This is a genomic window from Streptomyces sp. NPDC004721 (assembly GCF_053601495.1).
Window position 1 is genome coordinate 33821 of the sequence record NZ_JBSGBZ010000015.1, and the last position, 23645, is coordinate 57465.

Sequence of the window (23645 nt, forward strand, 5' to 3'; positions counted from 1 at the left end):
AAGCGCGCTGATGTCTCAGCCGCCCAGCCAGCCGCCCCAGGGCGGCTTCGGAGCACCGCAGGATCAGCCGCAGCAACCGCAGGACCAGCCGCCGCAGTCCGGCGGCTTCGGGCCGCCGCAGACCCCACCGGCCCAGGGCGGCTTCGGAGCCCCCCAGGACCCGCCGGCCCAGGGCGGTTTCGGTGCTCCCCAGGACCCGCGCCAGGCCACGCCCCCGCCCCCGGCCCAGCCGCCGCAGACCCCGCCGCCCCCGCCCGCCGGACCACCGCAGCCCGGCTACGGCTACCCGCAGCAGCCCGGGCCCTACGCCCAGCCCGGACCCTACGGCGCGCCCGCCGCGCCCGGCCCGTACGGGCAGCCGCAGCAGCCGGGTCCGTACGGGCAGCAGCCCGGCTACGGCTACCCGCGGCAGCCGCACTTCGCGGGCGCGCCCGGCACCCCGCCCCCCGGCGGCTCCGGCAGCCCGTTCAAGGGCAGGACCGCGGCCATCATCGGCGCCGCGGTGGCCGCCGTACTCGTCGCCGGTGTCACCGTCTGGGCCGTCAGCGGCGACGACGGCGGCAAGAAGCCGGTCGCCGACGCGAGCGACGACGCGAAGCCCTCGAAGTCCGCCGCCTCCGACGCCCCGGTCAACCCGGGTGACGGCAGCGGTGACGGCAAGGGGGAGGCGGAGGACCTCAACGCGGGCCGCAAGTCCGGCGAGGCCAAGGTGCTCTGGTACAAGGAGGCGCCCGCCGCGCCCGGTGGCGGCGCCGAGGCTCCCGGTATGTGGATCACCGGCAAGACGGCGGTGAAGGCGGCGTACAAGCAGGTCTTCGCCTACAACGTCGGTGACGGCAGGCCCACCTGGGAACCGATCACGTTCCCGGAGAAGATCTGCGCGGTGACACCGCAGAAGACGGCCGACGACAAGGTGGTCGTGGCCTACATGAGCGGCAGCAGCGACCGCGCCAAGTGCAACCAGCTCCAGCAGATCGACCTGAACACCGGGGCGAAGGGCTGGACCATCAAGGTCGAGGACGGCGAGCTGTTCGACAGCACGCTCACCATCGAGATGACAGTGGCCGGCAAGACGCTGATGGTGGGCCGCTCGCAGTCGGGCACGGCGTACGACATCGACAGCGGCAAGAAGCTCTTCGACAAGCGGCGCTACGGCCAGGCCTGCTTCCCCGGCGCCTTCGCGGGCGGTGCCCGGCTGCTCGCGGTGGCGTCCTGCGGGGCCGGCGGTTCGAACGAGCACGACGAGGTGCAGGAGCTCGACCCCGCGACCGGCGCGGCCAGGTGGACCAAGAAGATCCCCAAGGACTGGTCGGTCGAGCGTGTCTACTCCGTCGACCCGGTGGTCCTGTACTCGGTGGACAAGGACAAGAAGCACTGGAACATCTCGACGCTGAGCGGCGGCGCCATCCGTTCCCAGGTGGACACCAAGTCGAACTTCAACGCCGAATGCGGCTGGGCCATCCTCGCCCGTAACCTCCAGGGCTGCCAGGCCGTCGCCTCCGACGCCGAAACCCTCTACCTGCCCACCGACGTCACCACCGGCGCCAACGAGATCGTCGCCCTCAACCTCGCCACCGGCAAGGAGAAGTGGCGCGTGAAGTCCCCGACGGACACCTCGATGATGCCGCTCAAGGTGGAGAACGGGCAGCTCATCGTGTACGTCGAGCCGTCGTACGACGCGGGCGGCCAGATCGTGTCCGTGGCGACGGCGGGCTCGGCCCACACTCCGGTGAAGCTGCTCCAGAACCCGGAGGGCACCGCGTCGATCGAGAACGGCTTCTACTCGCGGGCCGTCGACTGGGTCGACGGACGCTTCTACCTCTCCACCACCCGGCTGCGCGGAAAGGCCGACACGAAGGAGAAGCTGATGCTCGCCTACGGCAAGTGAGCCCGGCCGGCCGCGCCACGCGCGGCCGGCGCCGCACGCCGTTCCGGCCACTCTGCTTCCCCGTCGTCCCGTCCCCCTCCGCTTCCTCCGAGGTGCACCCGCCATGTCCCAGCCGCCCCCGCCGCCCAACCAGCCGCCGCAGCCCGGCGGCTTCGGCCAGCCACAGGGCCAGCAGCCGCAGCAGCCCGCACAGTCCCCGCAGACGCCGCCCGCGGGCGGTCCGGACTTCGCCAAGTCCCCCCAGCCGGCGCCGGGTTATGGCTACCCGCAGCCGCCGCAGGGCGCCTCGCAGACGCCGCCCCCGGCCGGACCGCCGCAGCCCCAGCCCGGCTACGGCTACCCGGGCGGGCAGCCGAACCCCTACGCCCAGTCGCCCGCCGCGCAGCCGAACCCGTACGGCGCCCAGCAGTCCGGGTACGGCTATCCCGGCCAGCCGCCGACCGTGCCGACGCAGCCGCAGGCCGGAGCACCGGGCGGCGGCCGGAAGGTCAACGCCCAGGTGGCGATGATCGTCTCGACCGTCGTCGTGATCGCGCTGATCATCGGCACCGGCATCTGGTACTCGAACAGGTCCGACGGCGGCAAGCAGGACACCGCCAGTTCCAGCGGCGGCACCGGCGGCAAGGAAGGCGACGGGAAATCCGGCTCCGGCGGCACGGAGAAGGCACCGTCCGACCCGGCCGCCAAGGTCCTCTACCAGGTGCCGATGCCCGAGGTGAGCGACCTGGTCACCACCACCGGCTCCTGGCTCACCGACAAGGCGTACGTCAAGAGCGGCGTCGCCGAGGTCGTCGGCTACGACCGGGACAAGGGCACCAAGCTGTGGACGATCGAGCTGCCCGGCCCGGTGTGCGAGGCCGGCAAGCACACCACCTCGGACGGCAAGGCGGCGATCGTCTACGAGCCGGCCATGCCGACCAAGGACAAGCCCACGCACGGATGCAGCCAGGTCGCGGCGATCGACCTCGACGCCGGCAAGAAGCTGTGGACGCAGACCGTCAAGTCCGGTGACCAGCCCATCAGGCTCGACAACGTCACCGTCAGCGGCGGCACGGTCGCCGTGGGCGGCACCAGCGGCGGCGCCGCCTTCGACATCGCGGACGGCAAGGTCCTGTGGGCCCCGAAGGCGGCCGACACCTGCTACGACTCCGGGTACGGCGGCGGCGCCAAACTGGTCGCGGTGCGCAAGTGCGGCCAGTACGGGCAGCGCCAGCTGCACATCCAGACGATCGACCCGAAGTCCGGCAAGGTGATCTCGGAGTACAAGATGTCGCAGGGCATCGAGTACGCCGCGATCGTCTCGACCGATCCGCTCGTCGTCGCCGCCGACGTCGGCCAGAGCGCCGGCGACGGCAGCGGCATCTCGGACTTCTTCTCCATCGACAACGGGACCGGCAAGCTGCGCGCCCACATCTCGGCGCCCGGCGACTCCTACGCGGCCCGCTGCGACGGCATCAGCAGGGTCGAGGACTGCCGGGGCCTCGCGGTCGGCGGCGACCGGCTGTACGTGCCCACCGAGGACCACGACGGCAGCGAGGAGTTCCGCAAGACCAACGAGATCGTCGCGTTCGACCTGGGCACCGGCAAGCAGACCGGCCAGCGCGCCGACGCGGGCGACGGCTACCACATCTACCCGCTGCGCATGGACGGTGCCGACGTCATCGCGTACAAGAGCCCGCCCTACGACAAGGGCGGCCAGATCGTCAGCATCGACGGCGGCAGCTTCAAGCAGACCAAGCTGCTGGAGAACCCGGCCTCGCGGGACGTGCGCGACGCGGAGACCTCCATGTCCCCGGACCGCGCGGAGTTCCTCTACTCCCAGGGCCATCTCTACATGTCGTCGATCTACGCCCGCAAGGCGTCGTCCTCGTCCCTCGGCAAGGACTACCTGGCGCTGGCCTTCGGAGCGGGCGGCTGATCCGCCCGCACGGCCGGAACGAGACGGCCCCGCCCCCGACCGGGGGCGGGGCCGTGCGCGTACCGCTCGGCGCCCTCGCATGACCCTCGAAATGAGTTTTGAATGCGAGGAATGCGAAAAGTCCGCCGATCCGGGGGTACTTCTCGACGGTAGGGGCAGCGCGACGTCGAACAAGCGTGTAGCTTCCGGGGGCATGACGGGCGGCGTGCCGGGGGGCCGCCGCCCGGGGTTGGACATCCTTGGGGGGACTGGGGGCTCGATGGGAGTGCGGCTCATGGTGGTCGACGACCACCGGCTACTGGCCGAGGCGCTGGCCTCGGCGCTGAAGCTGCGCGGACACCGCGTGCTCGCCTCCGCGGCGCCGGCCGCGGGCGCGGCGGACCTGGTGATCAGCCGCGCTCCGGAGGTGTGCCTGCTGGGCACGGCGGCACCGGCCGAGCCCGGCACCTTCGACCCGGTGGTGAAGATCAAGCGGGAGCGTCCGCAGGTCGTGGTGGTCGTGCTCGGCCCGGTTCCGTCCCCGCGCGGCATCGCGGCCGCCTTCGCGGCGGGGGCCTCGGGATACGTACGCCATGACGAGCGCATCGAGGGCGTCGAGCGGGCGATCATCAAGGCGAGGGCGGGCGAGGCCGCCGTCGCTCCCCAGCTCCTCCAGGGCGCCTTCGGCGAGTTGCTGAACCCCGCCGCCCCACCGGACGACGAGGGCCAGCGTCTGCTGCGGATGCTCACCCCGCGCGAGGTGGAGGTCCTGGTCCGGGTCGCCGAGGGAGAGGACACCCGCCTGATCGCGGCCGGCATGGGCATCGCCCCCAGCACGGCCCGGACCCATGTCCAGCGCGTTCTGATGAAGCTCGGGGTGGGCTCGCGGCTGGAGGCGGCGGCCCTGGCGGCCCGCACCGGCCTGCTGGACCGCGCGGGCCCGCTGACGTGACCCCGTCGGCCGGCCCGGCTCTCCCGCGCCGGACGGGGGGCGCCCGGGTCACCTGCTCTCTTGCGAGGAGGCCTGCCGTTCAGACCGGGTAGGAATCGCATCGTGTGACAGCGGCGCGGAGTGCCGCCGCATCCGGGTTCCGGGGCGCCGAGCGCCCTGACGGCCTGCCCGGTGGAGCCGGTCGAACAGGATCGAACTGAGCAGATGCGCCGGCCTGTCGAAGCGCAGCAGCAGGAACTCGGGTACGGACCGCACCTTGGATCCGTAGTAGAAGGGCGTCATCACCAGGCCGAGGAAGACCATGGCCGGGATTGCGCCGATCCAGTACCCGTGCACGGTGTACGCACCGTACTGGGCGCTGTTGGCCGGCATGCCTAGGTTGTTGATGGTCTTTGTTCGATCGTGATCTGAAAAGGGGTGGTGGGTTGTGACGTGTTATGTTTGATTGTGTTGGGGCTGGTGGGGTGCCGGCGGGGTGCGGACTCGCGGACCAGTGGCCCGGGGACCAGTAGGGAGTTCCAACAGTGAAGAAGACCTCGACCCGGCTGGCCGACGGTCGTGAGCTCGTCTATTACGACCTGCGGGACGACACCGTGCGCGACGCGGTGGACCGGCGACCGCTGGAGCCGACGGTCACCACCTCGGAGGTGCGCCGGGACGTGCTGCTCGGCGACGCGGTCGCCATCGCCTCCCACCGGCAGGGCCGCACCTACCACCCGCCGGCCGACGAGTGCCCCCTGTGCCCCTCCACGGGCGACCGCCTGAGCGAGATCCCCGACTCCTCCTACGACGTGGTGGTCTTCGAGAACCGCTTCCCCTCGCTGACCGGCGACCTCGGCCGCTGCGAGGTCGTCTGCTTCACCTCCGACCACGACGCCTCGTTCGCCGGCCTGAGCGAGCGGCAGGCCCGGCTGGTCCTGGATGCGTGGACGGACCGCACCGCGGAGCTGTCCCAACTGCCGTCCGTGGAGCAGGTGTTCTGCTTCGAGAACCGCGGATCCGAGATCGGCGTGACGCTGGGGCACCCGCACGGCCAGATCTACGCCTACCCCTTCACCACCCCGCGCACCGCGCTGATGCTGCGCTCACTGGCGGCCCACCGGGAGGCCACCGGCGGGGAGAACCTCTTCGACGCGGTCCTGGAGCGGGAACTGGCCGGCGAGCGGGTCGTCGTCGAGGGCGACCACTGGGTGGCCTTCGTCCCGTACGCGGCGCACTGGCCCTACGAGGTCCACCTGTACCCCCGGCGCCGGGTCCCCGACCTGCTCGGACTCGACGAGGCGGCGCGCGCGGAGTTCCCCGGGATCTATCTGGACCTGTTGCGGCGCTTCGACCGGCTCTTCGGCGAGGGCGCACGGCCGACGCCGTACATCGCCGCCTGGCACCAGGCTCCGTTCGGCATGCCGGCCGGGTCCGACGGTGTCACGCGCGACGACTTCGCGCTCCACCTCGAGCTTTTCACCATCCGCCGCACTTCCGGCAAGCTGAAGTTCCTCGCGGGTTCCGAGTCCGGCATGAACGTGTTCATCAACGACGTGCCGCCGGAGCGTGCGGCCGAGCGACTGCGGGAGGTAGCGGGTTCATGAGCGGGAAGTACCTGGTGACGGGTGGCGCGGGCTACGTCGGCAGTGTGGTCGCCCAGCACCTGCTGGAGGCCGGTCACGAGGTCGTCGTACTCGACAACCTGTCCACCGGCTTCCGTGAGGGCGTGCCCGCGGGCGCCTCCTTCGTCGAGGGCGACATCCGGGACGCCGCCAAGTGGCTGGATCCCTCCTTCGCCGCGGTGCTGCACTTCGCCGCCTTCTCGCAGGTGGGCGAGTCGGTGGTGAAGCCGGAGAAGTACTGGGAGAACAACGTCGGCGGCACGATGGCCCTGCTCACCGCGATGCGCGAGGCCGGCGTGCGCACGCTGGTCTTCTCCTCCACGGCGGCGACCTACGGCGAACCGGAGCGGGTCCCGATCGTCGAGACGGCCCCGACCCGGCCCACCAACCCCTACGGCGCCTCCAAGCTCGCCGTCGACCACATGATCGCCGGCGAGGCGGCGGCCCACGGCCTGGGCGCGGTCTCGCTGCGCTACTTCAACGTGGCCGGCGCCCACGGCGCGTACGGCGAACGCCACGATCCCGAGTCGCACCTGATCCCGCTGGTCCTCCAGGTCGCCCAGGGCAGGCGGGAGGCGATCTCCGTCTACGGCGACGACTACCCGACCCCGGACGGCACCTGCGTACGCGACTACATTCACGTGGCGGACCTCGCCGAGGCCCATCTGCTGGCCCTGGACGCGGCCCGGCCCGGCGAGCACCTGGTGTGCAACCTCGGCAACGGCAACGGCTTCTCCGTCCGCGAGGTCGTCGAGACCGTCCGGCGGGTCACCGGCCACCCCGTCCCGGAGGTCGTGGCCCCGCGCCGGGCCGGCGACCCGGCGGTCCTGGTCGCCTCGGCCGCGGCCGCCCGCGAAAAGCTCGGCTGGAACCCGACCCGCGCGGATCTCGCGGGTATCGTCGCGGACGCCTGGGAGTTCGCGCAGCACATCGCAAGGGAGCGATAAGTGGGGGCACTTGAGGTCCGGGAAGGCTTCACCGAGCTGTACGGCGCCGAGCCGGAGGGGGTCTGGGCGGCGCCGGGCCGCGTCAACCTGATCGGCGAGCACACCGACTACAACGACGGCTTCGTGATGCCCTTCGCGCTACCGCACGTCACGACCGCCGCGGTCGCGCGCCGCGACGACGGCGTACTGCGGCTGCACTCGGCCGATGTGCCGGGAGCGCCCGTGGAACTGCGGGTCGACGATCTCGCCCCGGAGTCCGACCGGAACTGGACCGGCTACCCCGCGGGCGTGGTCTGGGCCCTGCGCGAGGCGGGCCACGAGGTGACCGGCGCGGACGTCCACCTGGCGTCGACGGTCCCCACGGGCGCCGGCCTGTCCTCCTCGGCGGCCCTGGAGGTCGTGGTCGCCCTGGCCCTGAACGACCTCTACGCCCTCGGCCTGAAGGGCTGGCAACTGGCCCGTCTGTGCCAGCGCGCCGAGAACGTCTACGTCGGCGCCCCCACCGGCATCATGGACCAGACCGCCTCGGCCTGCTGCGAGTCGGGCCACGCCCTGTTCCTGGACACCCGCGATCTGTCCCAGCGTCAGATCCCCTTCGACCTGGCCGCCGAGGGCCTGCGTCTGCTGGTCGTCGACACCCGGGTCCAGCACGCCCACAGCGGCGGCGAGTACGGCAGGCGCCGCGCGGGCTGCGAGAAGGGCGCGGCCCTGCTGGGCGTGGACGCCCTGCGCGACATCCCCTACGGAGGTCTGGACGCGGCGCTGGCCGACCTGGCCGGCGAGGAGGAGGTGGCCCGGCTGGTCCGCCACGTCGTCACCGAGAACGGGCGGGCGGATCGGGTGGTGTCCCTCCTGGAGTCGGGCGACATCAGGTCGATCGGCCCGATCCTGACCGAGGGCCACGCCTCCCTGCGCGACGACTTCCGTGTCTCCTGCCCCGAACTGGACCTGGTCGTCGACACGGCCCTGGCCACCGGCGCCCTCGGCGCCCGGATGACCGGCGGCGGCTTCGGCGGCTCGGCGATCGTCCTGGCCGAGTCCTCCGACGTCCCCGCCCTCACCAAGGCGATCGAGCAGTCCTTCACGGACGCGGGCCACCGAACCCCGCGTGTCTTCGAGGCGGTTCCCTCGGCGGGCGCGAGGCGGCTGGCCTGACGGAACGGGAGCGGGCGCGAGTCCCTCGCCGGGAGCCGGTCCGGTCAGGGCAGGCGTTTGATCATGGTGTATTCGGTGATCCCCGGCGGGTAGTCGGGGATCGCGCAGACCACCTTGTAGTCGTGCCTGCGGTAGAAGTCCGGGGCCTGGAAGTCCCAGGTTTCCAGGCGGGCGGCGACGCAGGCGCGTTCGCGGTGGGCGATGCGCTCGGCGCGGGTCAGCAGGCGGGAGCCGAGGCCCGTGCCGCGGTGGGGGTCGTCGACCCAGAGGTGGGTCACATGCAGCCAGGTCGCCCAGGTGTGGCCCACCAGCCCGCCCGCCAGATCGTCGGCGTCGTCCAACGCCCAGAGATGGATGGGGACTTCTCGGACGGCGGGGGTTCTGCGCAGGGCGTCGATGAGCGGGGAGGCCGCCGTGTTCGTGTCGCGGAGGCGGGAGCGGAGCAGATCGTGGCGCGCTTTGTCGACTTCTGCCTCAATACGAAACATGCGGCACACCCTAAACGCGTCGGCCGGTCAGTTCTGCGAATTGCCTTCCCCTCCCGGCTGCCGGCCGTACCCTGATGAGCGGCACCGGTGGGGGCCGGTGCTGGTCAGGGGGGCGAGAGGGCTCGGGCAGGACACCGGAGGCGGATGGCGGTCCGTTACGGCGAGGGCCGTGCGACCGCGCTCGGCTCCGTACGTCGGGTCCGTGCCGCTCGGCGTTCTCCGACGATGGGAGACTCCCCTGCTCCGACCAGGAGCGTGGGGAAGGGGGTTATCAGTGGTTCGTGTCCGAGTCCTGGTCGTCGACGACCACCGCATCTTCGCCGAGTCGCTCGCCGCCGCCCTGGCCGCCGAGCCCGACGTCGAGGTGTCCGCGGCCGGCTCCGGCCCGGCGGCACTGCGCTGCCTGGAACGGGCGGCCGCCGACGGCCGCCGCTTCGACGTCGTGCTCGTCGACGCCGACCTCGGCGGCACCGTCCCCGGGGCCCGGCGCGCCGTCCCCGTGCGGGCGGGCGACGAGGACGGACTGGTGGACGGGATCTCGCTGGTCGCTGGGGTGCGGGGGGCCCAGCCGGGGGTGCGGACCGTCGTACTCGCCGAGAAGGACGACCCGCGGCGCGCCGCGCTCGCCCTCCAGGCCGGTGCCTGCGGCTGGGTCGCCAAGGACTGCTCGCTGTCCCGGCTGCTCACCGTCATCCGCGGAGTCCTGCGCGACGAGACCCATCTGCCGCCCGCCCTGCTCACCGGTGTACTGCGGGAGTTGACCGCCGCCCGCAAGCATCGCACCGAGAGCGAGCGCCTGGTGGAGTCGCTGACGCCGCGCGAGCGGGAGGTGCTGCGCTGCATGGTCGCGGGGCTGGGCCGCAAGGCCGTCGCCGAGCGGTTGTACCTGTCCCCGCACACCGTGCGCACCCATATGCAGAACGTCCTGGGCAAGCTCGGCGTGCACTCCACGCTGGCCGCCGTGGCACTGGCCCGCCGGGCCGGGGTGGGGCCGGCCGATCTGGGGCCCGCCGGTCGGATCGGGGTGGAGGAGAGCAGCAGCGCCTGACCCCGCGCCGGTCCGCCCGGCAGGTCCTCAGCCGGGGATGTTGTCGAACGGTGCGGTCAACTGGCGTAGCAGGCCGGCCAGTTCGCCGCGCTGCGCGGTCGACAGCTCGGCCAGCAGCGCGCGCTCCTGGTCCAGGAGCCCGGCCAGGGACCGGTCGGCGCGGTCCCGGCCCTCGTCCGTCAGGCGGACCAGCACCCCGCGCCGGTCGCTGGGGTCGGGGAGTCGCTCCACCAGGCCCTTCTTGGCCAGCCGGTCGATGCGGTTCGTCATCGTGCCCGAGGTGACCAGCGTCTGGGTCAGCAGTTGTCCGGGGGAGAGCTGGTAGGGCGAGCCCGCGCGCCTGAGCGCCGTCAGGACGTCGAACTCCCAGGGCTCCAGACTGTGCTCGGAGAAGGCGAGCCGGCGTGCGCGGTCGAGGTGCCGGGCCAGCCTGCTCACCCGGCTGAGCACCTCGAGCGGTTCCACGTCGAGGTCCGGGCGCTCCCGGCGCCACGCTGCGACCAGCCGATCGACCTCGTCCTCCATGGCGATCAGTGTAGTGGTTGTGTCGACATGAAGTCTCTTGGCGTCAAGTTTCTTGACGTCGAGATAACTGCCGGGGGAGAGTGGTGAACGCAGCCGCCGACGACTCCCCGCACCTCCAGGAGGCCGCCATGTCCGCCCACAGCCCTGCCTGGGATCCCGCCCAGTACCTGCGCCACGCCGGCCATCGGGCCCGCCCCTTCGCCGACCTCCTCGCCCGCGTCCCCGCTCTTTCCCCAAGCTCTCAACTGCGTTCGAGCAGGGGAGGCCCCAACGGCGACCGGCCCCGCATCGCCGACCTCGGCTGCGGCCCCGGCAACGTGACCGCTCTGCTCGCCGACCGCTGGCCCACCGCGCACATCACCGGCTACGACAACTCCCCGGCGATGCTCGACAAGGCCGTGGTCGACCACCAGGGCCCCACCCCCGGCGGCGGCCGCCTCGACTTCTCCTCCGCCGACGCCCGCACCTGGACCCCCGGGGAGCCGTACGACCTGATCGTCAGCAACGCCACGCTCCAGTGGGTGCCCGGGCACCCGGACCGCTTCGCCGACTGGGTGGCGGGGCTGCGCCCCGGCGGCACCTTCGCCTTCCAGGTCCCCGGCAACTTCTCCGCCCCCAGCCACCGGATCATGCGCGAACTCGCAGGCTCCGCCCGCAGGCGCGACCGGCTCGCGGATGTCCTGCGCCACGAGGACGCGGTGCTCGCCCCCGAGGCCTATCTGGAGCGGCTGACCGGCCTCGGCTGCGCCGCCGACGTCTGGGAGACCACGTACATCCACCTGCTGACCGGTGAGGACCCGGTGCTGGACTGGGTGAAGGGCACCGGTCTGCGACCCGTGCTCACCGCCCTCGCCGACGACCCGGCGGCGCGCGAGGAGTTCCTGGCCGAGTACCGCGCCGCCCTGCGGGAGGCCTACCCGGCCGGACCGCACGGCACCCCGTTCCCCTTCCGCCGCATCTTCGCGGTCGCCACCAAGGAGGCGTGAGGCATGCTCGCCGCCGTCGACCACGTCCAGCTCGCCGCGCCGTCCGGCTCCGAGGGCGACCTGCGGGCGTACTACGCCGGTGTCCTCGGCATGACGGAGGTCCCCAAGCCGCCGGCTCTGGCCGCGCGCGGCGGCTGCTGGTTCCAGGCCGGGGCCGTCCGGCTCCACCTGGGCATCGAGCGGGACTTCCGCCCCGCGGGGAAGGCCCACCCGGGGCTCCGGGTGACGGCCGTCGAGGCCTTCGCCGCCCGGCTCGCGGCGCACGGCGCGAAGGTCGTCTGGGACGACGGCCTGCCGGGCCACAGGCGCTTCTACTCCGAGGACCCCGTCGGCAACCGCCTGGAGTTCCTGGAGCCGCTCGCCTAGGACTTGCGGTGCCCGATCAGCCGGGGCCGCGGCTCCAGCCCGTCCAGCCCGTGCCAGGCCAGGTTCACCAGGTGGGCGGCGACCTCCGCCTTCTTCGGGCGGCGGACGTCCAGCCACCACTGGCCGGTCAGGGCGACCATGCCGACCAGCGCCTGGGCGTACAGCGGGGCCAGCTTCGGGTCGAAGCCGCGGGACTTGAACTCGCGGCCGAGGATGTCCTCCACCTGGGTGGCGATGTCGGAGATCAGGGAGGCGAAGGAACCCGTCGACTGGGGGATGGGGGAGTCGCGGACCAGGATGCGGAAGCCGTCCGTGCACTCCTCGATGTAGTCCAGCAGCGCGAACGCCGCCTGCTCGCACAGTTCGCGGGGGTGGCCCGCCGTCAGCGAGCTGGTGACCATGTCCAGCAGCCGCCGCATCTCGCGGTCCACCACGACGGCGTACAGGCCCTCCTTGCCGCCGAAGTGCTCGTACACCACCGGCTTGGACACCCCGGCCTTGGCCGCGATCTCCTCCACCGAGGTGCCCTCGAAGCCCTTCGCCGCGAACAGCGTGCGACCGATCTCCAGCAGTTGCTGGCGGCGCTCGGCACCGGTCATACGGGTACGGCGCGTGCGCCGCGGCTTGTCATTGCTGGGGGTGCTGGAGTCGGTCGCCACGCCGTCAATCATGCCGCCTCGGCGGTCTTCCTCCGGCGGCGGGAGTCGCCCTCCCCGTCGTTGCGGCGGGAATCGATACGCGAGCGTGACGGCCAGCGCACGTCATAGGCCCAGCCGAACCGCTCGCACCAGCGGATGATCCGGGCCGAGGAGTCCAGCTGGCCGCGCTCCACCCCATGCCGGGCCGAGGTCGGGTCGGCATGGTGCAGGTTGTGCCAGGACTCGCCACAGGACAGGACCGCCAGCCACCACACGTTGCCCGAGCGGTCCCGCGACTTGAACGGGCGCTTGCCGACCGCGTGGCAGATGGAGTTGATCGACCAGGTCACGTGGTGCAGCAGCGCCACCCGGACCAGCGAGCCCCAGAAGAACGCGGTGAACGCGCCCCACCACGACATCGTGACCAGGCCGCCGATCAGCGCCGGCAGCAGCAGCGACACCACGGTCCACAGGATGAACTGACGGGAGATCGTCCGCAGGGTCCGGTCCTTGATCAGGTCCGGGGCGTACTTGTCCTGCGGCGTCTGCTCCTCGTCGAACATCCAGCCGACATGGGCCCACCACAGGCCCTTCAGCAGCGCCGGAACCGTCTCGCCGTACCGCCACGGGGAGTGCGGATCACCCTCGTGGTCGGAGAACTTGTGATGCCTGCGGTGGTCGGCGACCCAGCGGACCAGGGGTCCCTCGACCGCCATCGACCCCGCGATCGCCAGCGCGATCCTCAGCGGCCGCTTCGCCTTGAACGAGCCATGTGTGAAATGCCGGTGGAAACCGATCGTGATGCCGTGACAGCCGAGGAAGTAGAAGAAGACCAGCAGGCCGAGGTCCAGCCAGCTCACCCCCCAGCCCCATGCCAGCGGCACCGCCGCGAGCAGTGCGAGGAACGGAACGGTGATGAAGAGCAGCAGCGTGATCTGCTCGATCGAACGCTTCTGCTCACCTCCCAGGGTGGCGGAGGGAAGAGAGGTGTCGGTCGCCTTCGGGGCGTCGTCGATCACATCGGAGCTTGTGGTCATTGGGCGTCCCCTGTGGGGTCGAGGGTCGAGACGGGTTGTCGGGGGTCAGGGAACCGTTCAGCTCCCTACGGTTCCGTAACCTACGGCGTCGTAAGTATGGCAGCGCGTCGCGCCGCGGCAAGAGCCCCTAGCCTGCGCGTCCCCCGCGACACCTAGACTTGGAGGCGGTCGGACAGCGCGGTCCGCTCTGAAGAATTCCTTCCCGGACACCTGGCCCGTAAGCGGCAGCCGCCGCGCGGCACTCGTCCGGGTCCCCTCCCAGACGTGCTTCAACCCGCAAGGAGCCGCACCTGTGAGCAGTGCCGACGACCAGACGACGACCAGCGCCGAGCTGCGTGCCGACATCCGCCGACTGGGTGACCTCCTCGGGGAGGCCCTGGTACGGCAGGAAGGCCCCGAGCTCCTCGACCTGGTCGAGAAGGTCCGCCGCCTCACCCGAGAGGACGGTGAGGCCGCCGCCGAACTGCTGCGCGGAACCGAACTCGACACCGCGGCCAAGCTGGTCCGCGCCTTCTCCACCTACTTCCATCTGGCGAACGTCACCGAACAGGTGCACCGCGGACGCGAACTGCGTGCCCGGCGCGCCGCCGAGGGCGGCCTGCTCGCCCGCACCGCCGACCGTCTCAAGGACGCCGACCCCGAACACCTGCGCGAGACCGTCCGGCACCTGAACGTTCGCCCGGTCTTCACCGCCCACCCCACCGAGGCCGCCCGCCGCTCGGTGCTCAACAAGCTCCGGCGCATCGCCGCGCTCCTGGAGGCCCCGGTCGCCGAGTCCGACCGCCGCCGCCTGGACACCCGGCTGGCGGAGAACATCGACCTCGTCTGGCAGACCGACGAACTCCGCGTCGTCCGCCCCGAGCCCGCCGACGAGTCCCGCAACGCCATCTACTACCTCGACGAACTCCACGCCGGCGCCGTCGGCGACGTCCTGGAGGACCTCACCGCGGAACTGGAGCGCGTCGGCGTCAAGCTGCCCGACGACACCCGCCCCCTCACCTTCGGCACCTGGATCGGCGGCGACCGCGACGGCAACCCGAACGTGACCCCGGAGGTCACCTGGGACGTGCTGATCCTCCAGCACGAGCACGGCATCAACGACGCCCTCGACATGATCGACGAGCTGCGCGGCTTCCTGTCCAACTCGATCCGCTACACCGGCGCCACCGACGCACTGCTCCAGTCCCTCGGGACCGACCTGGAGAACCTGCCGGAGATCAGCCCCCGCTACAAGCGGCTCAACGCCGAGGAGCCCTACCGGCTCAAGGCCACCTGCATCCGCCAGAAGCTCGTCAACACCAAGCAGCGCCTGGCCACCGGCACCGCGCACGAGGCAGGCCGCGACTACCTCGGCACCGCCGAACTCCTGCGCGACCTGCGGATCATCCAGGACTCCCTGCGGCAGAACCGCGGCGGCCTGTTCGCCGACGGCCGCCTGGGCCGCACCATCCGCACCCTGGCCGCCTTCGGCCTCCAGCTGGCCACCATGGACGTCCGCGAGCACGCCGACGCCCACCACCACGCCCTCGGCCAGCTCTTCGACCGGCTCGGCGAGGAGTCCTGGCGCTACGCCGACATGCCCCGCGAGTACCGCGCCAAGCTGCTCGCCAAGGAGCTGAGGTCCAGGAGGCCGCTCGCCCCCACCCCGGCCCCCGTCGACGCGGCCGGCGCCAAGACCCTCGGCGTCTTCGAGACGGTCAAGCGGGCCCTGAGCGTCTTCGGGCCCGAGGTCATCGAGTCGTACATCATCTCCATGTGCCAGGGCGCCGACGACGTCTTCGCCGCCGCCGTCCTGGCCCGCGAGGCCGGACTCGTCGACCTGCACGCCGGCTGGGCCAGGATCGGCATCGTGCCGCTGCTGGAGACCACCGACGAGCTCAGGGCCGCCGACACCATCCTGGAGGACATGCTCTCCGACCCGTCCTACCGGCGCCTGGTCGCGCTCAGGGGCGATGTGCAGGAGGTCATGCTCGGGTACTCCGACTCCTCCAAGTTCGGCGGCATCACCACCAGCCAGTGGGAGATCCACCGCGCCCAGCGGCGCCTGCGCGACGTCGCCCACCGCTACGGCGTACGGCTGCGGCTCTTCCACGGCCGCGGCGGCACCGTCGGCCGCGGCGGCGGCCCCACCCACGACGCCATCCTCGCCCAGCCCTGGGGCACCCTGGAGGGCGAGATCAAGGTGACCGAGCAGGGCGAGGTCATCTCCGACAAGTACCTCATCCCGTCCCTGGCCCGGGAGAACCTGGAACTGACGGTCGCGGCGACCCTTCAGGCCTCCGCCCTGCACACCGCCCCGCGCCAGTCGGGGGAGGCGCTGGCCCGCTGGGACGCCGCGATGGACGTGGTGTCCAACGCCGCCCACGCCGCCTACCGCAGGCTCGTCGAGGACCCCGACCTGCCGGCGTACTTCTTCGCCTCCACCCCGGTGGACCAGCTCGCCGACCTGCACCTGGGCTCGCGTCCCTCGCGCCGCCCCGACTCCGGTGCCGGACTCGACGGACTGCGCGCCATCCCCTGGGTGTTCGGCTGGACCCAGTCCCGGCAGATCGTGCCCGGCTGGTTCGGCGTCGGCTCCGGGCTGAAGGCGCTGCGCGAGGCGGGCCTGCGGCTGGAGGGGGACACCGTGCTCGACGAGATGCACGGACAGTGGCACTTCTTCCGCAACTTCATCTCCAACGTCGAGATGACCCTCGCCAAGACCGACCTGCGCATCGCGCAGCACTACGTCGACACCCTCGTCCCCGACGAGCTCAAGCACATCTTCGACACCATCCGGGCCGAGCACGAACTCACCGTGCGGGAGGTGCTGCGCGTCACCGGCGAGAGCGAACTCCTCGACGCCCAGCCCGTGCTCAGGCAGACCTTCGCCATCCGCGACGCCTACCTCGACCCGATCTCCTACCTCCAGGTCACCCTGCTCAAGCGGCAGCGCGACGCGGCGGCGGCCGGCCGGGAACCCGACCCGCTGCTCTCCCGGGCCCTGCTGCTCACGGTCAACGGCGTGGCGGCCGGCCTGCGCAACACCGGCTGACCAGCCCCGGAACGGCCAAAGGGTGCCCCCGGGATCCGTACCGAACGTCGGACGAATCCCGGGGGCACCCTCATCCCTGCGGCTCACAACGCCACGAAGACCACCGTCAGCAGCGCGAAGCCCGACCCCGCCAGCACCCACGCCGCCCGGGTCCGCCGCAGCCCGCCTGCCACGACCACCGAGGCCAGCAGCAGCGCACCGCCCAGTGGGGCCCACGCGTACAGGATCCCGGCCGGGCCCGAGCGGACCACCTCGTCCGTCCCGGGCTTCACGACGACGCTGTAGGTCTGCCCCTTGCGCACCGCCACGGTGTGGTCGATCACCACCTGGCCGCGGGCCTTCGACCCCGTCGAGACCGGTGTGTACGGCCCGGTGCACGTGCCGCCGTCGCACCGCGTCACCGCGATCGTGCCCTGCTCACGTCCCTTGGTGAGCATCACGTACGGCGCGGTGTGCCAGGACGCCCACACCCCCGCGACGAGGATCAGCACCGTGACGGTGCCCATGGCCGCGACCCGACCGAACCGGAGCGCGGCGTCGGAGGCCTGACGGGAACGAGTGGCGATGGCGGCAGGCATGGCCGGGATCATTGGCCATGTCGCTACGACCGGTCAACTCCAGGGGGTGTGGTGGGGGGGGGACAAGTCAGGAGTTGTACGCGCTTTGCGCCCGCTCCAGACCCTCCGCCAGCAGACACTCCACCGAGTCCGCCGCCCGGTCCACGAAGTAGTCCAGCTCCTTGCGCTCGGCGGAGGAGAAGTCCTTCAGCACGAAGTCCGCCACCTGCATACGGCCCGGCGGACGTCCGATCCCGAACCGCACCCGGTGGTAGTCCGGACCCATCGCCTTCGTCATCGACTTCAGCCCGTTGTGGCCGTTGTCGCCGCCGCCCAGCTTCAGCCGCAGCACGCCGTAGTCGATGTCCAGTTCGTCGTGCACCGCCACGATGTTCGCGAGCGGCATCTTGTAGAAGTCGCGCAGCGCGTTCACCGGCCCGCCGGACAGGTTCATGAACGACATCGGCTTCACCAGCACCACCCGGCGGCTCTCCGGCCCGGGAGGCCCGATCCGCCCCTCCACCACCTGCGCCTGCGCCTTGCCCGCCCGCTTGAACCGGCCCCCGATCCGGTCGGCCAGCAGATCCACCACCATGAACCCGACGTTGTGCCGGTTCATGGCGTACTCCGGTCCGGGATTGCCGAGGCCGACGATCAGCCAGGGGGCGTTCGCGGAGGTCGTCACGTCCATGTCTCCTCAATACGCGTCGTGCGCGTCGTACGCGTCATACGCGCCGGCCGCCGCCCCCCGAGGGAAGCGGCGGCCGGCGAGACGGCGACGGTCGGGCTCAGGCCTGCGCGGCCTCTTCGCCTTCCTCGCCCGCCGGGGCCTCCTCGGCCTGCGCGGCCAGCACCTGGAGCACCGCGGTGTCCTCCTCGACGGCCAGCTTCACGCCGTCGGGCAGGTTGATGTCCTTGGCGAGGATCGCGTCACCGGCGGCCAGACCGGCCACGGACACCGGCAGGGTGTCCGGGATGTGCGTGGCCTCGGCCTCGACCGGCAGCGCGGTCAGGACGTGCTCGAGCAGGTTGCCGCCCGGGGCCAGCTCGCCCTCGGCGACGACCGGGATCTCGACGACGACGCGCTCGCCGCGCTTGACCATCAGCAGGTCCACGTGGACCAGGAAGCCCTTCAGCGGGTCGCGCTGCACGGCCTTCGGAATCGCCAGCTCGTTGCTCTTGCCGTCGATGTCCAGCGAGAGCAGGACGTTCGGCGTACGCAGCGCCATCAGCAGCTCGTGACCCGGCAGCGTCAGGTGGATCGGCACCATGCCGTGCTCGTACAGCACACCGGGAACCTTGTTCTCACGGCGGACACGGCGGGCGGCACCCTTGCCGAACTCGGTGCGCGTCTCGGCGGCGAGCTTCACCTCGGACATGCTCTTCACTCCTCGTAGAGGTACACGGAAAACGGTCGGGGTCACCCGGCCACGAACGGCCTGCTACGAAGAGCGCGTCGATAACGGATCGCCGTACCACGAGAACGAGTACGGCCTCCCTCGCCGAGCAACTGAAGCAGTCTACTCGGAGCGGGAGGCCGGACCCAAAACGATCTAGAGCGTGATCCTCACTGCTCGTCGAACAGGCTCGTCACCGAACCGTCCTCGAACACCTCGCGCACCGCGCGCGCGATCGTCGGCGCGATGGACAGCACCGTGACCTTGTCCAGTTCCAGCTCGTTCGGCGTCGGCAGCGTGTTGGTGAACACGAACTCGCCCACCTTGGAGTTCTTCAGCCGGTCCGCCGCGGGACCCGACAGCACACCGTGCGTCGCCGTCACGATCACGTCCTCCGCGCCGTGCGCGAACAGGGCGTCCGCAGCGGCGCAGATGGTGCCACCGGTGTCGATCATGTCGTCCACCAGGACGCAGATGCGGCCCTTCACATCACCGACGACCTCGTGGACGGTGACCTGGTTCGCCACGTCCTTGTCACGCCGCTTGTGCACGATCGCCAGCGGCGCGCCCAGCCGGTCGCACCAGCGGTCGGCCACCCGCACCCGGCCGGCGTCCGGGGACACCACCGTCAGCTTCGAACGGTCGACCTTGTTGCCCACGTAGTCCGCCAGCAGCGGCAGCGCGAACAGGTGGTCCACCGGCCCGTCGAAGAAGCCCTGGATCTGGTCCGTGTGCAGATCCACGGTCAGGATGCGGTCGGCACCCGCGGTCTTCATCAGATCCGCGATCAGACGCGCCGAGATCGGTTCACGTCCTCGGTGCTTCTTGTCCTGCCGCGCGTAACCGTAGAACGGCACGATGACCGTGATGGAGCGGGCCGACGCGCGCTTCAGCGCGTCGATCATGATCAGCTGCTCCATGATCCACTTGTTGATCGGAGCGGTGTGGCTCTGGATCAGGAAGCAGTCCGCGCCGCGGGCCGACTCCTGATAACGCACGTAGATCTCGCCGTTCGCGAAGTCGAACGCCTTCGTCGGGACGACCCCGACACCCAGCTCGTGGGCGATTTCCTCGGCAAGCTCGGGGTGGGCGCGGCCGGAGAAGAACATCATCTTCTTCTCGCCGGTCGTCTTGATCCCGGTCACAGCAGTGTCTCCTCAGCGGGTTTTCGCAGCGTGGTGGGGGCGTGTACTTATCACGGTACGCCGTCTTTGGTGTGCCGGTTTCCGGTCAGGCTTCGCCCTCCGGCTGTCCGGATACCGCCTCGGCCGCCTTCGCCGCCGCGCTTCCCGGGCGCTTGCGAGCCACCCAGCCCTCGATATTCCGCTGCTGACCACGGGCCACGGCCAGCGAACCGGACGGCACGTTCTTCGTGATCACGGACCCGGCGGCGGTGTAGGCACCGTCCCCGATCGTGACGGGAGCCACAAACATGTTGTCCGAACCGGTCTTGCAGTGCGAGCCGACCGTCGTGTGGTGCTTGCTCTCCCCGTCGTAGTTCACGAACACGCTTGCCGCGCCGATGTTCGTGTACTCGCCGATGGTGGCGTCACCGACGTACGACAGGTGGGGAACCTTGGTCCCCTCGCCGATCGAGGCGTTCTTCGTCTCGACGTACGTACCCACCTTGGACTTGACCCCGAGCCGCGTGCCCGGCCGCAGGTACGCGTACGGCCCCACGGAGGCCTGCGGGCCCACCACGGCGCCGTCGGACACCGTGTTGTCCACCCGTGCCCCCGCGCCGACCCGGGTGTCCGTCAGACGGCTGTTGGGGCCCACCTCGCAGCCCTCGCCGAGCCGGGTCGTCCCGTGCAGCTGCGTGCCCGGGTGCACGACGACGTCCTGCTCGAAGGTCACCGTCACGTCGATCCAGGTGGTCGCCGGGTCGACGACCGTGACACCCGAGAGCATCGCGTTCGTCAGGAGGCGGTCGTTGAGGGTCCGCCGCGCCTCGGCCAGCTGCACCCGGTTGTTGATCCCCGCGATCTCCCGGTGGTCGCCGGCCACGGAGGCACCGACCCGGTGCCCGGCCTCGCGCAGGATCCCGAGGACGTCGGTGAGGTACTCCTCGTGCTGGCTGTTGTTCGTCCGGACCTTGCCCAGCGCGTCGGCGAGCAGCCGCCCGTCGAACGCGAACACCCCGGAGTTGATCTCCCGGATCGCCCGCTGGGCCTCGGTGGCGTCCTTGTGCTCGACGATCGCGGTCACCGCGCCCGTGCCGGCGTCGCGGACGATCCGGCCGTAGCCGGTCGCGTCCGGCACCTCCGCGCTGAGCACGGTGACGGCGTTGCCGTCCTCCTGGTGCGTGGTGGCGAGCCGCTGGAGGGTCTCACCGGTGAGGAGGGGAGTGTCGCCGCAGACGACGATCACGGTCCCCTCGACGGGCCCGCCGAGTTCCTCGAGGCCCATCCGGACCGCGTGCCCGGTGCCCTTCTGCTTCTCCTGCACGGCGGTGCGGACCCCGGAGTCGATCGCGGCCAGGTGCTCGGTCACCCGCTCCCGCGCGTGCCCGACCACGACGACGAGGTTCTCCGGCTTCAACTCACGTGCGGCGGCGAGCACATGGCCCACCAGTGACCGGCCGCAGATCTCATGCAGGACCTTCGGTGTGGCCGACTTCATACGGGTGCCCTCACCCGCTGCGAGAACGACGACGGCTGCCGGGCGAATGGCGCTCACGGGATGCCCTTCGGCTGTGGATGGGTGGGGGTGGACATCCGCAGGATACCGGGGTGGTTGTGAGGAGATATGAGAGCGGGTCCCGACCCGTGGGGGCGGGACCCGGACCGGGACCGTGTGCGCCGCAGCTCCCCCGCAAGGATTCGAACCTTGTCCTGCTGGTACCAAAAACCAGTGTGCTGCCAGTTACACCACGGGGGACAGCGCTTCAGACCTTACCGGAGAGGTGCCCGGGTCCGGGCCATGATTCCGTCCCGCCGGCCCTCGGAACGGGCCCGCGAGCCGGAGGGAATGTCTGCTTCCGTTCTCGAACGGGGCATGGTTCAGCAGTTCGAGGGATACCATCCGGTTTCGCTGTTATTCGATTACGGAGTGTGCTGGGGCCCGGTACCCGGAACTCACCGGAAATGCCCCGGCCGGCGCCCGTAGGCTGGAGCCATGACCACGACGGGGGAAGACCACGAGGCGGTCCCGACCGGGCCGTGGTGGTGGGCGCGCCGGCGCAGCGCCGTGCTCGACGGGGGGCTGGCGCTGGTGTCCGCGCTGGAGTGCGGGGCCGAGGGCGTGCCGTTCGCCCGGGACGCGGGGATTCCGGCGTCCCTGGGGATCGTCTTCGGAGTGCTGGCGGGGTCCGTTCTGCTCATCCGGCGGCGGTGGCCGATCGCCGTCGTGCTGGTGGCGATCGCCATCACGCCGGCCCAGATGGGCTTCCTGATGGGCATCGTCGGGCTGTACACCCTGGCCTCGTGCGAGTTGCCACGCAGGGTGATCGCCGCGCTGGCCGGGATGTCCCTGGTCGGGACGATGATCGTGACGTTCGTGCGGGTGCGCCAGGACATGGCGCGCGGGGATCTGACCCTCGGCAACTGGTTCGTGCCGTTCGCCGCGGTGACCACCTCGCTCGGGCTGACGGCCCCTCCCCTGCTTCTCGGCCTGTACGTCGGGGCCCGGCGGCGGCTGATGGAGAGCCTGCGGGAACGGGCGGACAGTCTCGAACGGGAGTTGCAGCTGCTCGCGGAGCGGGCGGAGGAGCGGGCCGAGTGGGCCCGCAACGAGGAGCGGACCCGGATCGCGCGGGAGATGCACGACGTGGTCGCGCACCGGGTGAGTCTGATGGTCGTCCATGCCGCCGCGTTGCAGGCCGTGGCCCGCAAGGATCCGGAGAAGGCGGTGAAGAACGCGGCCCTGGTGGGGGACATGGGGCGCCAAGCGCTGACCGAACTGCGCGAGATGCTCGGGGTGCTGCGCAGCACGGAGGGGCCCGCCCAGCCCCAAACTCAGCCCCAGACCCAGATCCAGACCCAGGCGCAGACGGAGGCGTCGGAGCAGGGTGCCCCCGGTGCGCCGGATGCCGTGCCGCTCGCCGCGGTGGGAGCCGCCGCGGCGGCCGCGGCCTCCCGGGCCGCCGCCGGCGCGCCCGAGGGGCCGTGCCTGTCGGAGCTGGACGAGCTGGTCGGGCAGTCGGCGGCCGCCGGAATGGCCGTGGACCTGTCGGTGCAGGGCGCGGTCCGCCCGTACGCGGCGGAGGTCGAGCAGACGGCGTACCGCGTGGTGCAGGAGGCGCTGACGAACGTCCACAAGCACGCGGCGGGGGCGAAGACGTACGTGCGGCTGGCGCACCGGTCGGCGGAGATCGCGATGCAGGTGGAGAACGAGCCGCCGCCCGAGCCCGCGTCGGCGTCGGCGGCGGGGCTGCCGTCGGGCGGGAACGGACTGCTCGGGATGCGGGAGCGGGTCGTCGCGCTGGGCGGTGTCTTCGTGTCGGGACCGACGGACGCGGGAGGCTTCCGCGTGTCGGCGGTGATCCCGGCGTAGCGGCGCTTCCGCCCGGTGCACGGTGGGTCCCGCCCACGGCGGGCCGGTGAGTCGTACGGGTGTTCAGCCCGTGGTGAGCCGTACGGGTTCCGTGCCGGAGATGAGGGCCGACAGGGCCTGGTCGACGTCGGGTCCGAGGTACCAGTCGCCGGTGTGGTCGAGGGCGTAGACGCGGCCCTCGGTGTCGATGGCGAGCAGGGACCGGCTGTCGGTCTCGGCGCCCAGCGGGCAGACCTCGGTGTCCAGGGCGCGGCCGAGGTCGCCGAGGGTGCGGGCCATGTGGAGGCCGTGCAGCGGGTCCAGGTCGAGGGCGGCGGGGGCGATCCGGCGGCCGGGCCCGGTGGGCGAGACGCGCAGGCCGCCGAATTCCGCCCAGGCCTCGACGGCGGCGGGGAACACGGCGTGGTGGTGGCCGGCGGGCGAGAGGTGCTCGCGCAGGGCGTCGGCCCACCCCTCGGCCTGCTTTATGTCCCACCGTCCCGGTTGCCAGCCGGCGGCGCGCAGCGCGGCGTCTACGGGTGCGGCGAAGCGAGCTGGGGTTCCCCCCTGCCCAGGGGGAGGAGTCGAGGGCTTGGGGAAGGAGGCGCGGTCGGCGTGCATCTGCCCTTCGTTCGTGGATCGTGCCGCGGCGG

At 71.5% G+C, this 23645-nt stretch carries 21 protein-coding genes, 1 tRNA gene and 1 pseudogene; 11 read left to right on the top strand and 12 right to left on the bottom strand.

From position 1 onward, the window contains the following. Positions 1–10: 10 nt before the first annotated feature. The 3 genes from ACWEK3_RS16085 to ACWEK3_RS16095 all read left to right on the top strand — a co-directional run bounded on the left by ACWEK3_RS16085 (position 11) and on the right by ACWEK3_RS16095 (position 4737). Positions 11–1888 (top strand): outer membrane protein assembly factor BamB family protein, encoded by a 1878-nt coding sequence (locus tag ACWEK3_RS16085; protein WP_453249922.1) that lies wholly within the window; start codon positions 11–13, stop codon positions 1886–1888. A 103-nt stretch (positions 1889–1991) separates the two neighbouring features. After that, complete coding sequence (locus ACWEK3_RS16090; RefSeq protein WP_453249923.1) at positions 1992–3806, top strand: outer membrane protein assembly factor BamB family protein; 1815 nt, start codon at positions 1992–1994, stop codon at positions 3804–3806. A gap of 259 nt (positions 3807–4065) precedes the next feature. After that, positions 4066–4737 (top strand): helix-turn-helix transcriptional regulator, encoded by a 672-nt coding sequence (locus tag ACWEK3_RS16095; protein WP_450539066.1) that lies wholly within the window; start codon positions 4066–4068, stop codon positions 4735–4737. Between the two features lie 183 nt (positions 4738–4920). Here ACWEK3_RS16095 and ACWEK3_RS16100 read toward each other — a convergent pair. Continuing rightward, a pseudogene (locus tag ACWEK3_RS16100) lies at positions 4921–5115 on the bottom strand (Na+/galactose cotransporter); the annotation flags it as partial. A 146-nt stretch (positions 5116–5261) separates the two neighbouring features. Here ACWEK3_RS16100 and galT point away from each other — a divergent pair. From galT to galK, 3 genes are read left to right on the top strand one after another with little or no spacing between them, the layout of a single operon-like run. Further along, positions 5262–6323, top strand: coding sequence for a galactose-1-phosphate uridylyltransferase (gene galT, locus ACWEK3_RS16105; RefSeq protein WP_450539068.1), 1062 nt, complete (start codon positions 5262–5264; stop codon positions 6321–6323). Continuing rightward, positions 6320–7288: a UDP-glucose 4-epimerase GalE gene (galE, locus tag ACWEK3_RS16110; RefSeq protein WP_384427338.1), complete on the top strand. Its 969-nt coding sequence runs from the start codon at positions 6320–6322 to the stop codon at positions 7286–7288. Before galT ends, galE begins: the two co-directional genes overlap by 4 nt. Then, the gene (gene galK, locus ACWEK3_RS16115; protein WP_453249924.1) at positions 7289–8443 is read left to right on the top strand and encodes a galactokinase; all 1155 of its coding nucleotides are present in this window, start codon (positions 7289–7291) and stop codon (positions 8441–8443) included. It begins immediately after the preceding gene. A 44-nt stretch (positions 8444–8487) separates the two neighbouring features. On the opposite strand, the gene ACWEK3_RS16120 is transcribed toward galK, so the two are convergent. Beyond that, positions 8488–8931 carry a GNAT family N-acetyltransferase gene (locus ACWEK3_RS16120; protein ID WP_453249925.1) on the bottom strand — a complete coding sequence of 148 codons (444 nt, stop codon included), beginning with the start codon at positions 8929–8931 and terminating at the stop codon, positions 8488–8490. 274 nt (positions 8932–9205) lie between these two features. Between ACWEK3_RS16120 and ACWEK3_RS16125 the strand changes: the two genes are divergently transcribed. After that, on the top strand, positions 9206–9979 hold the full coding sequence (locus ACWEK3_RS16125) for a LuxR C-terminal-related transcriptional regulator (RefSeq protein ID WP_450539072.1): 774 nt from the start codon (positions 9206–9208) through the stop codon (positions 9977–9979). A 27-nt stretch (positions 9980–10006) separates the two neighbouring features. Here the strand turns inward: ACWEK3_RS16125 and tamR are convergent, their stop codons facing one another. Continuing rightward, the gene (gene tamR, locus ACWEK3_RS16130) at positions 10007–10504 is read right to left on the bottom strand and encodes a MarR family transcriptional regulator TamR (RefSeq protein ID WP_100571061.1); all 498 of its coding nucleotides are present in this window, start codon (positions 10502–10504) and stop codon (positions 10007–10009) included. A gap of 128 nt (positions 10505–10632) precedes the next feature. Between tamR and ACWEK3_RS16135 the strand changes: the two genes are divergently transcribed. Together ACWEK3_RS16135 and ACWEK3_RS16140 are read left to right on the top strand one after the other, a co-directional pair. Further along, a complete protein-coding gene (locus ACWEK3_RS16135) occupies positions 10633–11490 on the top strand; it encodes a trans-aconitate 2-methyltransferase (RefSeq protein WP_450539170.1) in 858 nt (285 codons plus the stop codon). 3 nt (positions 11491–11493) lie between these two features. After that, on the top strand, positions 11494–11856 hold the full coding sequence (locus ACWEK3_RS16140; RefSeq protein ID WP_450539074.1) for a VOC family protein: 363 nt from the start codon (positions 11494–11496) through the stop codon (positions 11854–11856). On the opposite strand, the gene ACWEK3_RS16145 is transcribed toward ACWEK3_RS16140, so the two are convergent. Both ACWEK3_RS16145 and ACWEK3_RS16150 read right to left on the bottom strand, forming a co-directional pair. Then, positions 11853–12527: a TetR/AcrR family transcriptional regulator gene (locus tag ACWEK3_RS16145; protein ID WP_361411857.1), complete on the bottom strand. Its 675-nt coding sequence runs from the start codon at positions 12525–12527 to the stop codon at positions 11853–11855. The genes ACWEK3_RS16140 and ACWEK3_RS16145 overlap by 4 nt on opposite strands. Next, positions 12524–13531, bottom strand: a complete 1008-nt coding sequence (locus ACWEK3_RS16150; protein WP_361411855.1) for an acyl-CoA desaturase — start codon at positions 13529–13531, stop codon at positions 12524–12526. Before ACWEK3_RS16150 ends, ACWEK3_RS16145 begins: the two co-directional genes overlap by 4 nt. Positions 13532–13823: 292 nt before the next feature. On the opposite strand from ACWEK3_RS16150, the gene ppc reads away from it, so the two are divergent. Continuing rightward, complete coding sequence (gene ppc, locus ACWEK3_RS16155; protein ID WP_450539076.1) at positions 13824–16565, top strand: phosphoenolpyruvate carboxylase; 2742 nt, start codon at positions 13824–13826, stop codon at positions 16563–16565. Between the two features lie 83 nt (positions 16566–16648). Here ppc and ACWEK3_RS16160 read toward each other — a convergent pair whose 3' ends face one another. The 6 genes from ACWEK3_RS16160 to ACWEK3_RS16185 all read right to left on the bottom strand — a co-directional run bounded on the left by ACWEK3_RS16160 (position 16649) and on the right by ACWEK3_RS16185 (position 21399). Further along, on the bottom strand, positions 16649–17155 hold the full coding sequence (locus tag ACWEK3_RS16160) for a hypothetical protein (RefSeq protein WP_450539078.1): 507 nt from the start codon (positions 17153–17155) through the stop codon (positions 16649–16651). A 55-nt stretch (positions 17156–17210) separates the two neighbouring features. After that, a complete protein-coding gene (pth, locus tag ACWEK3_RS16165) occupies positions 17211–17813 on the bottom strand; it encodes an aminoacyl-tRNA hydrolase (protein ID WP_450539080.1) in 603 nt (200 codons plus the stop codon). Between the two features lie 97 nt (positions 17814–17910). Further along, positions 17911–18501: a 50S ribosomal protein L25/general stress protein Ctc gene (locus ACWEK3_RS16170; RefSeq protein ID WP_450539082.1), complete on the bottom strand. Its 591-nt coding sequence runs from the start codon at positions 18499–18501 to the stop codon at positions 17911–17913. A 188-nt stretch (positions 18502–18689) separates the two neighbouring features. Then, on the bottom strand, positions 18690–19664 hold the full coding sequence (locus tag ACWEK3_RS16175; protein ID WP_365422601.1) for a ribose-phosphate diphosphokinase: 975 nt from the start codon (positions 19662–19664) through the stop codon (positions 18690–18692). An 85-nt stretch (positions 19665–19749) separates the two neighbouring features. Next, complete coding sequence (gene glmU, locus ACWEK3_RS16180; protein ID WP_450539084.1) at positions 19750–21198, bottom strand: bifunctional UDP-N-acetylglucosamine diphosphorylase/glucosamine-1-phosphate N-acetyltransferase GlmU; 1449 nt, start codon at positions 21196–21198, stop codon at positions 19750–19752. Between the two features lie 128 nt (positions 21199–21326). Then, positions 21327–21399, bottom strand: a tRNA-Gln gene (locus tag ACWEK3_RS16185). A 237-nt stretch (positions 21400–21636) separates the two neighbouring features. On the opposite strand from ACWEK3_RS16185, the gene ACWEK3_RS16190 reads away from it, so the two are divergent. Further along, positions 21637–23013 carry a sensor histidine kinase gene (locus ACWEK3_RS16190; protein WP_453249926.1) on the top strand — a complete coding sequence of 459 codons (1377 nt, stop codon included), beginning with the start codon at positions 21637–21639 and terminating at the stop codon, positions 23011–23013. Positions 23014–23076: 63 nt separating this feature from the next. On the opposite strand, the gene ACWEK3_RS16195 is transcribed toward ACWEK3_RS16190, so the two are convergent. Further along, positions 23077–23613, bottom strand: a complete 537-nt coding sequence (locus ACWEK3_RS16195) for an SUKH-3 domain-containing protein (RefSeq protein WP_450539087.1) — start codon at positions 23611–23613, stop codon at positions 23077–23079. Positions 23614–23645 lie beyond the last annotated feature (32 nt).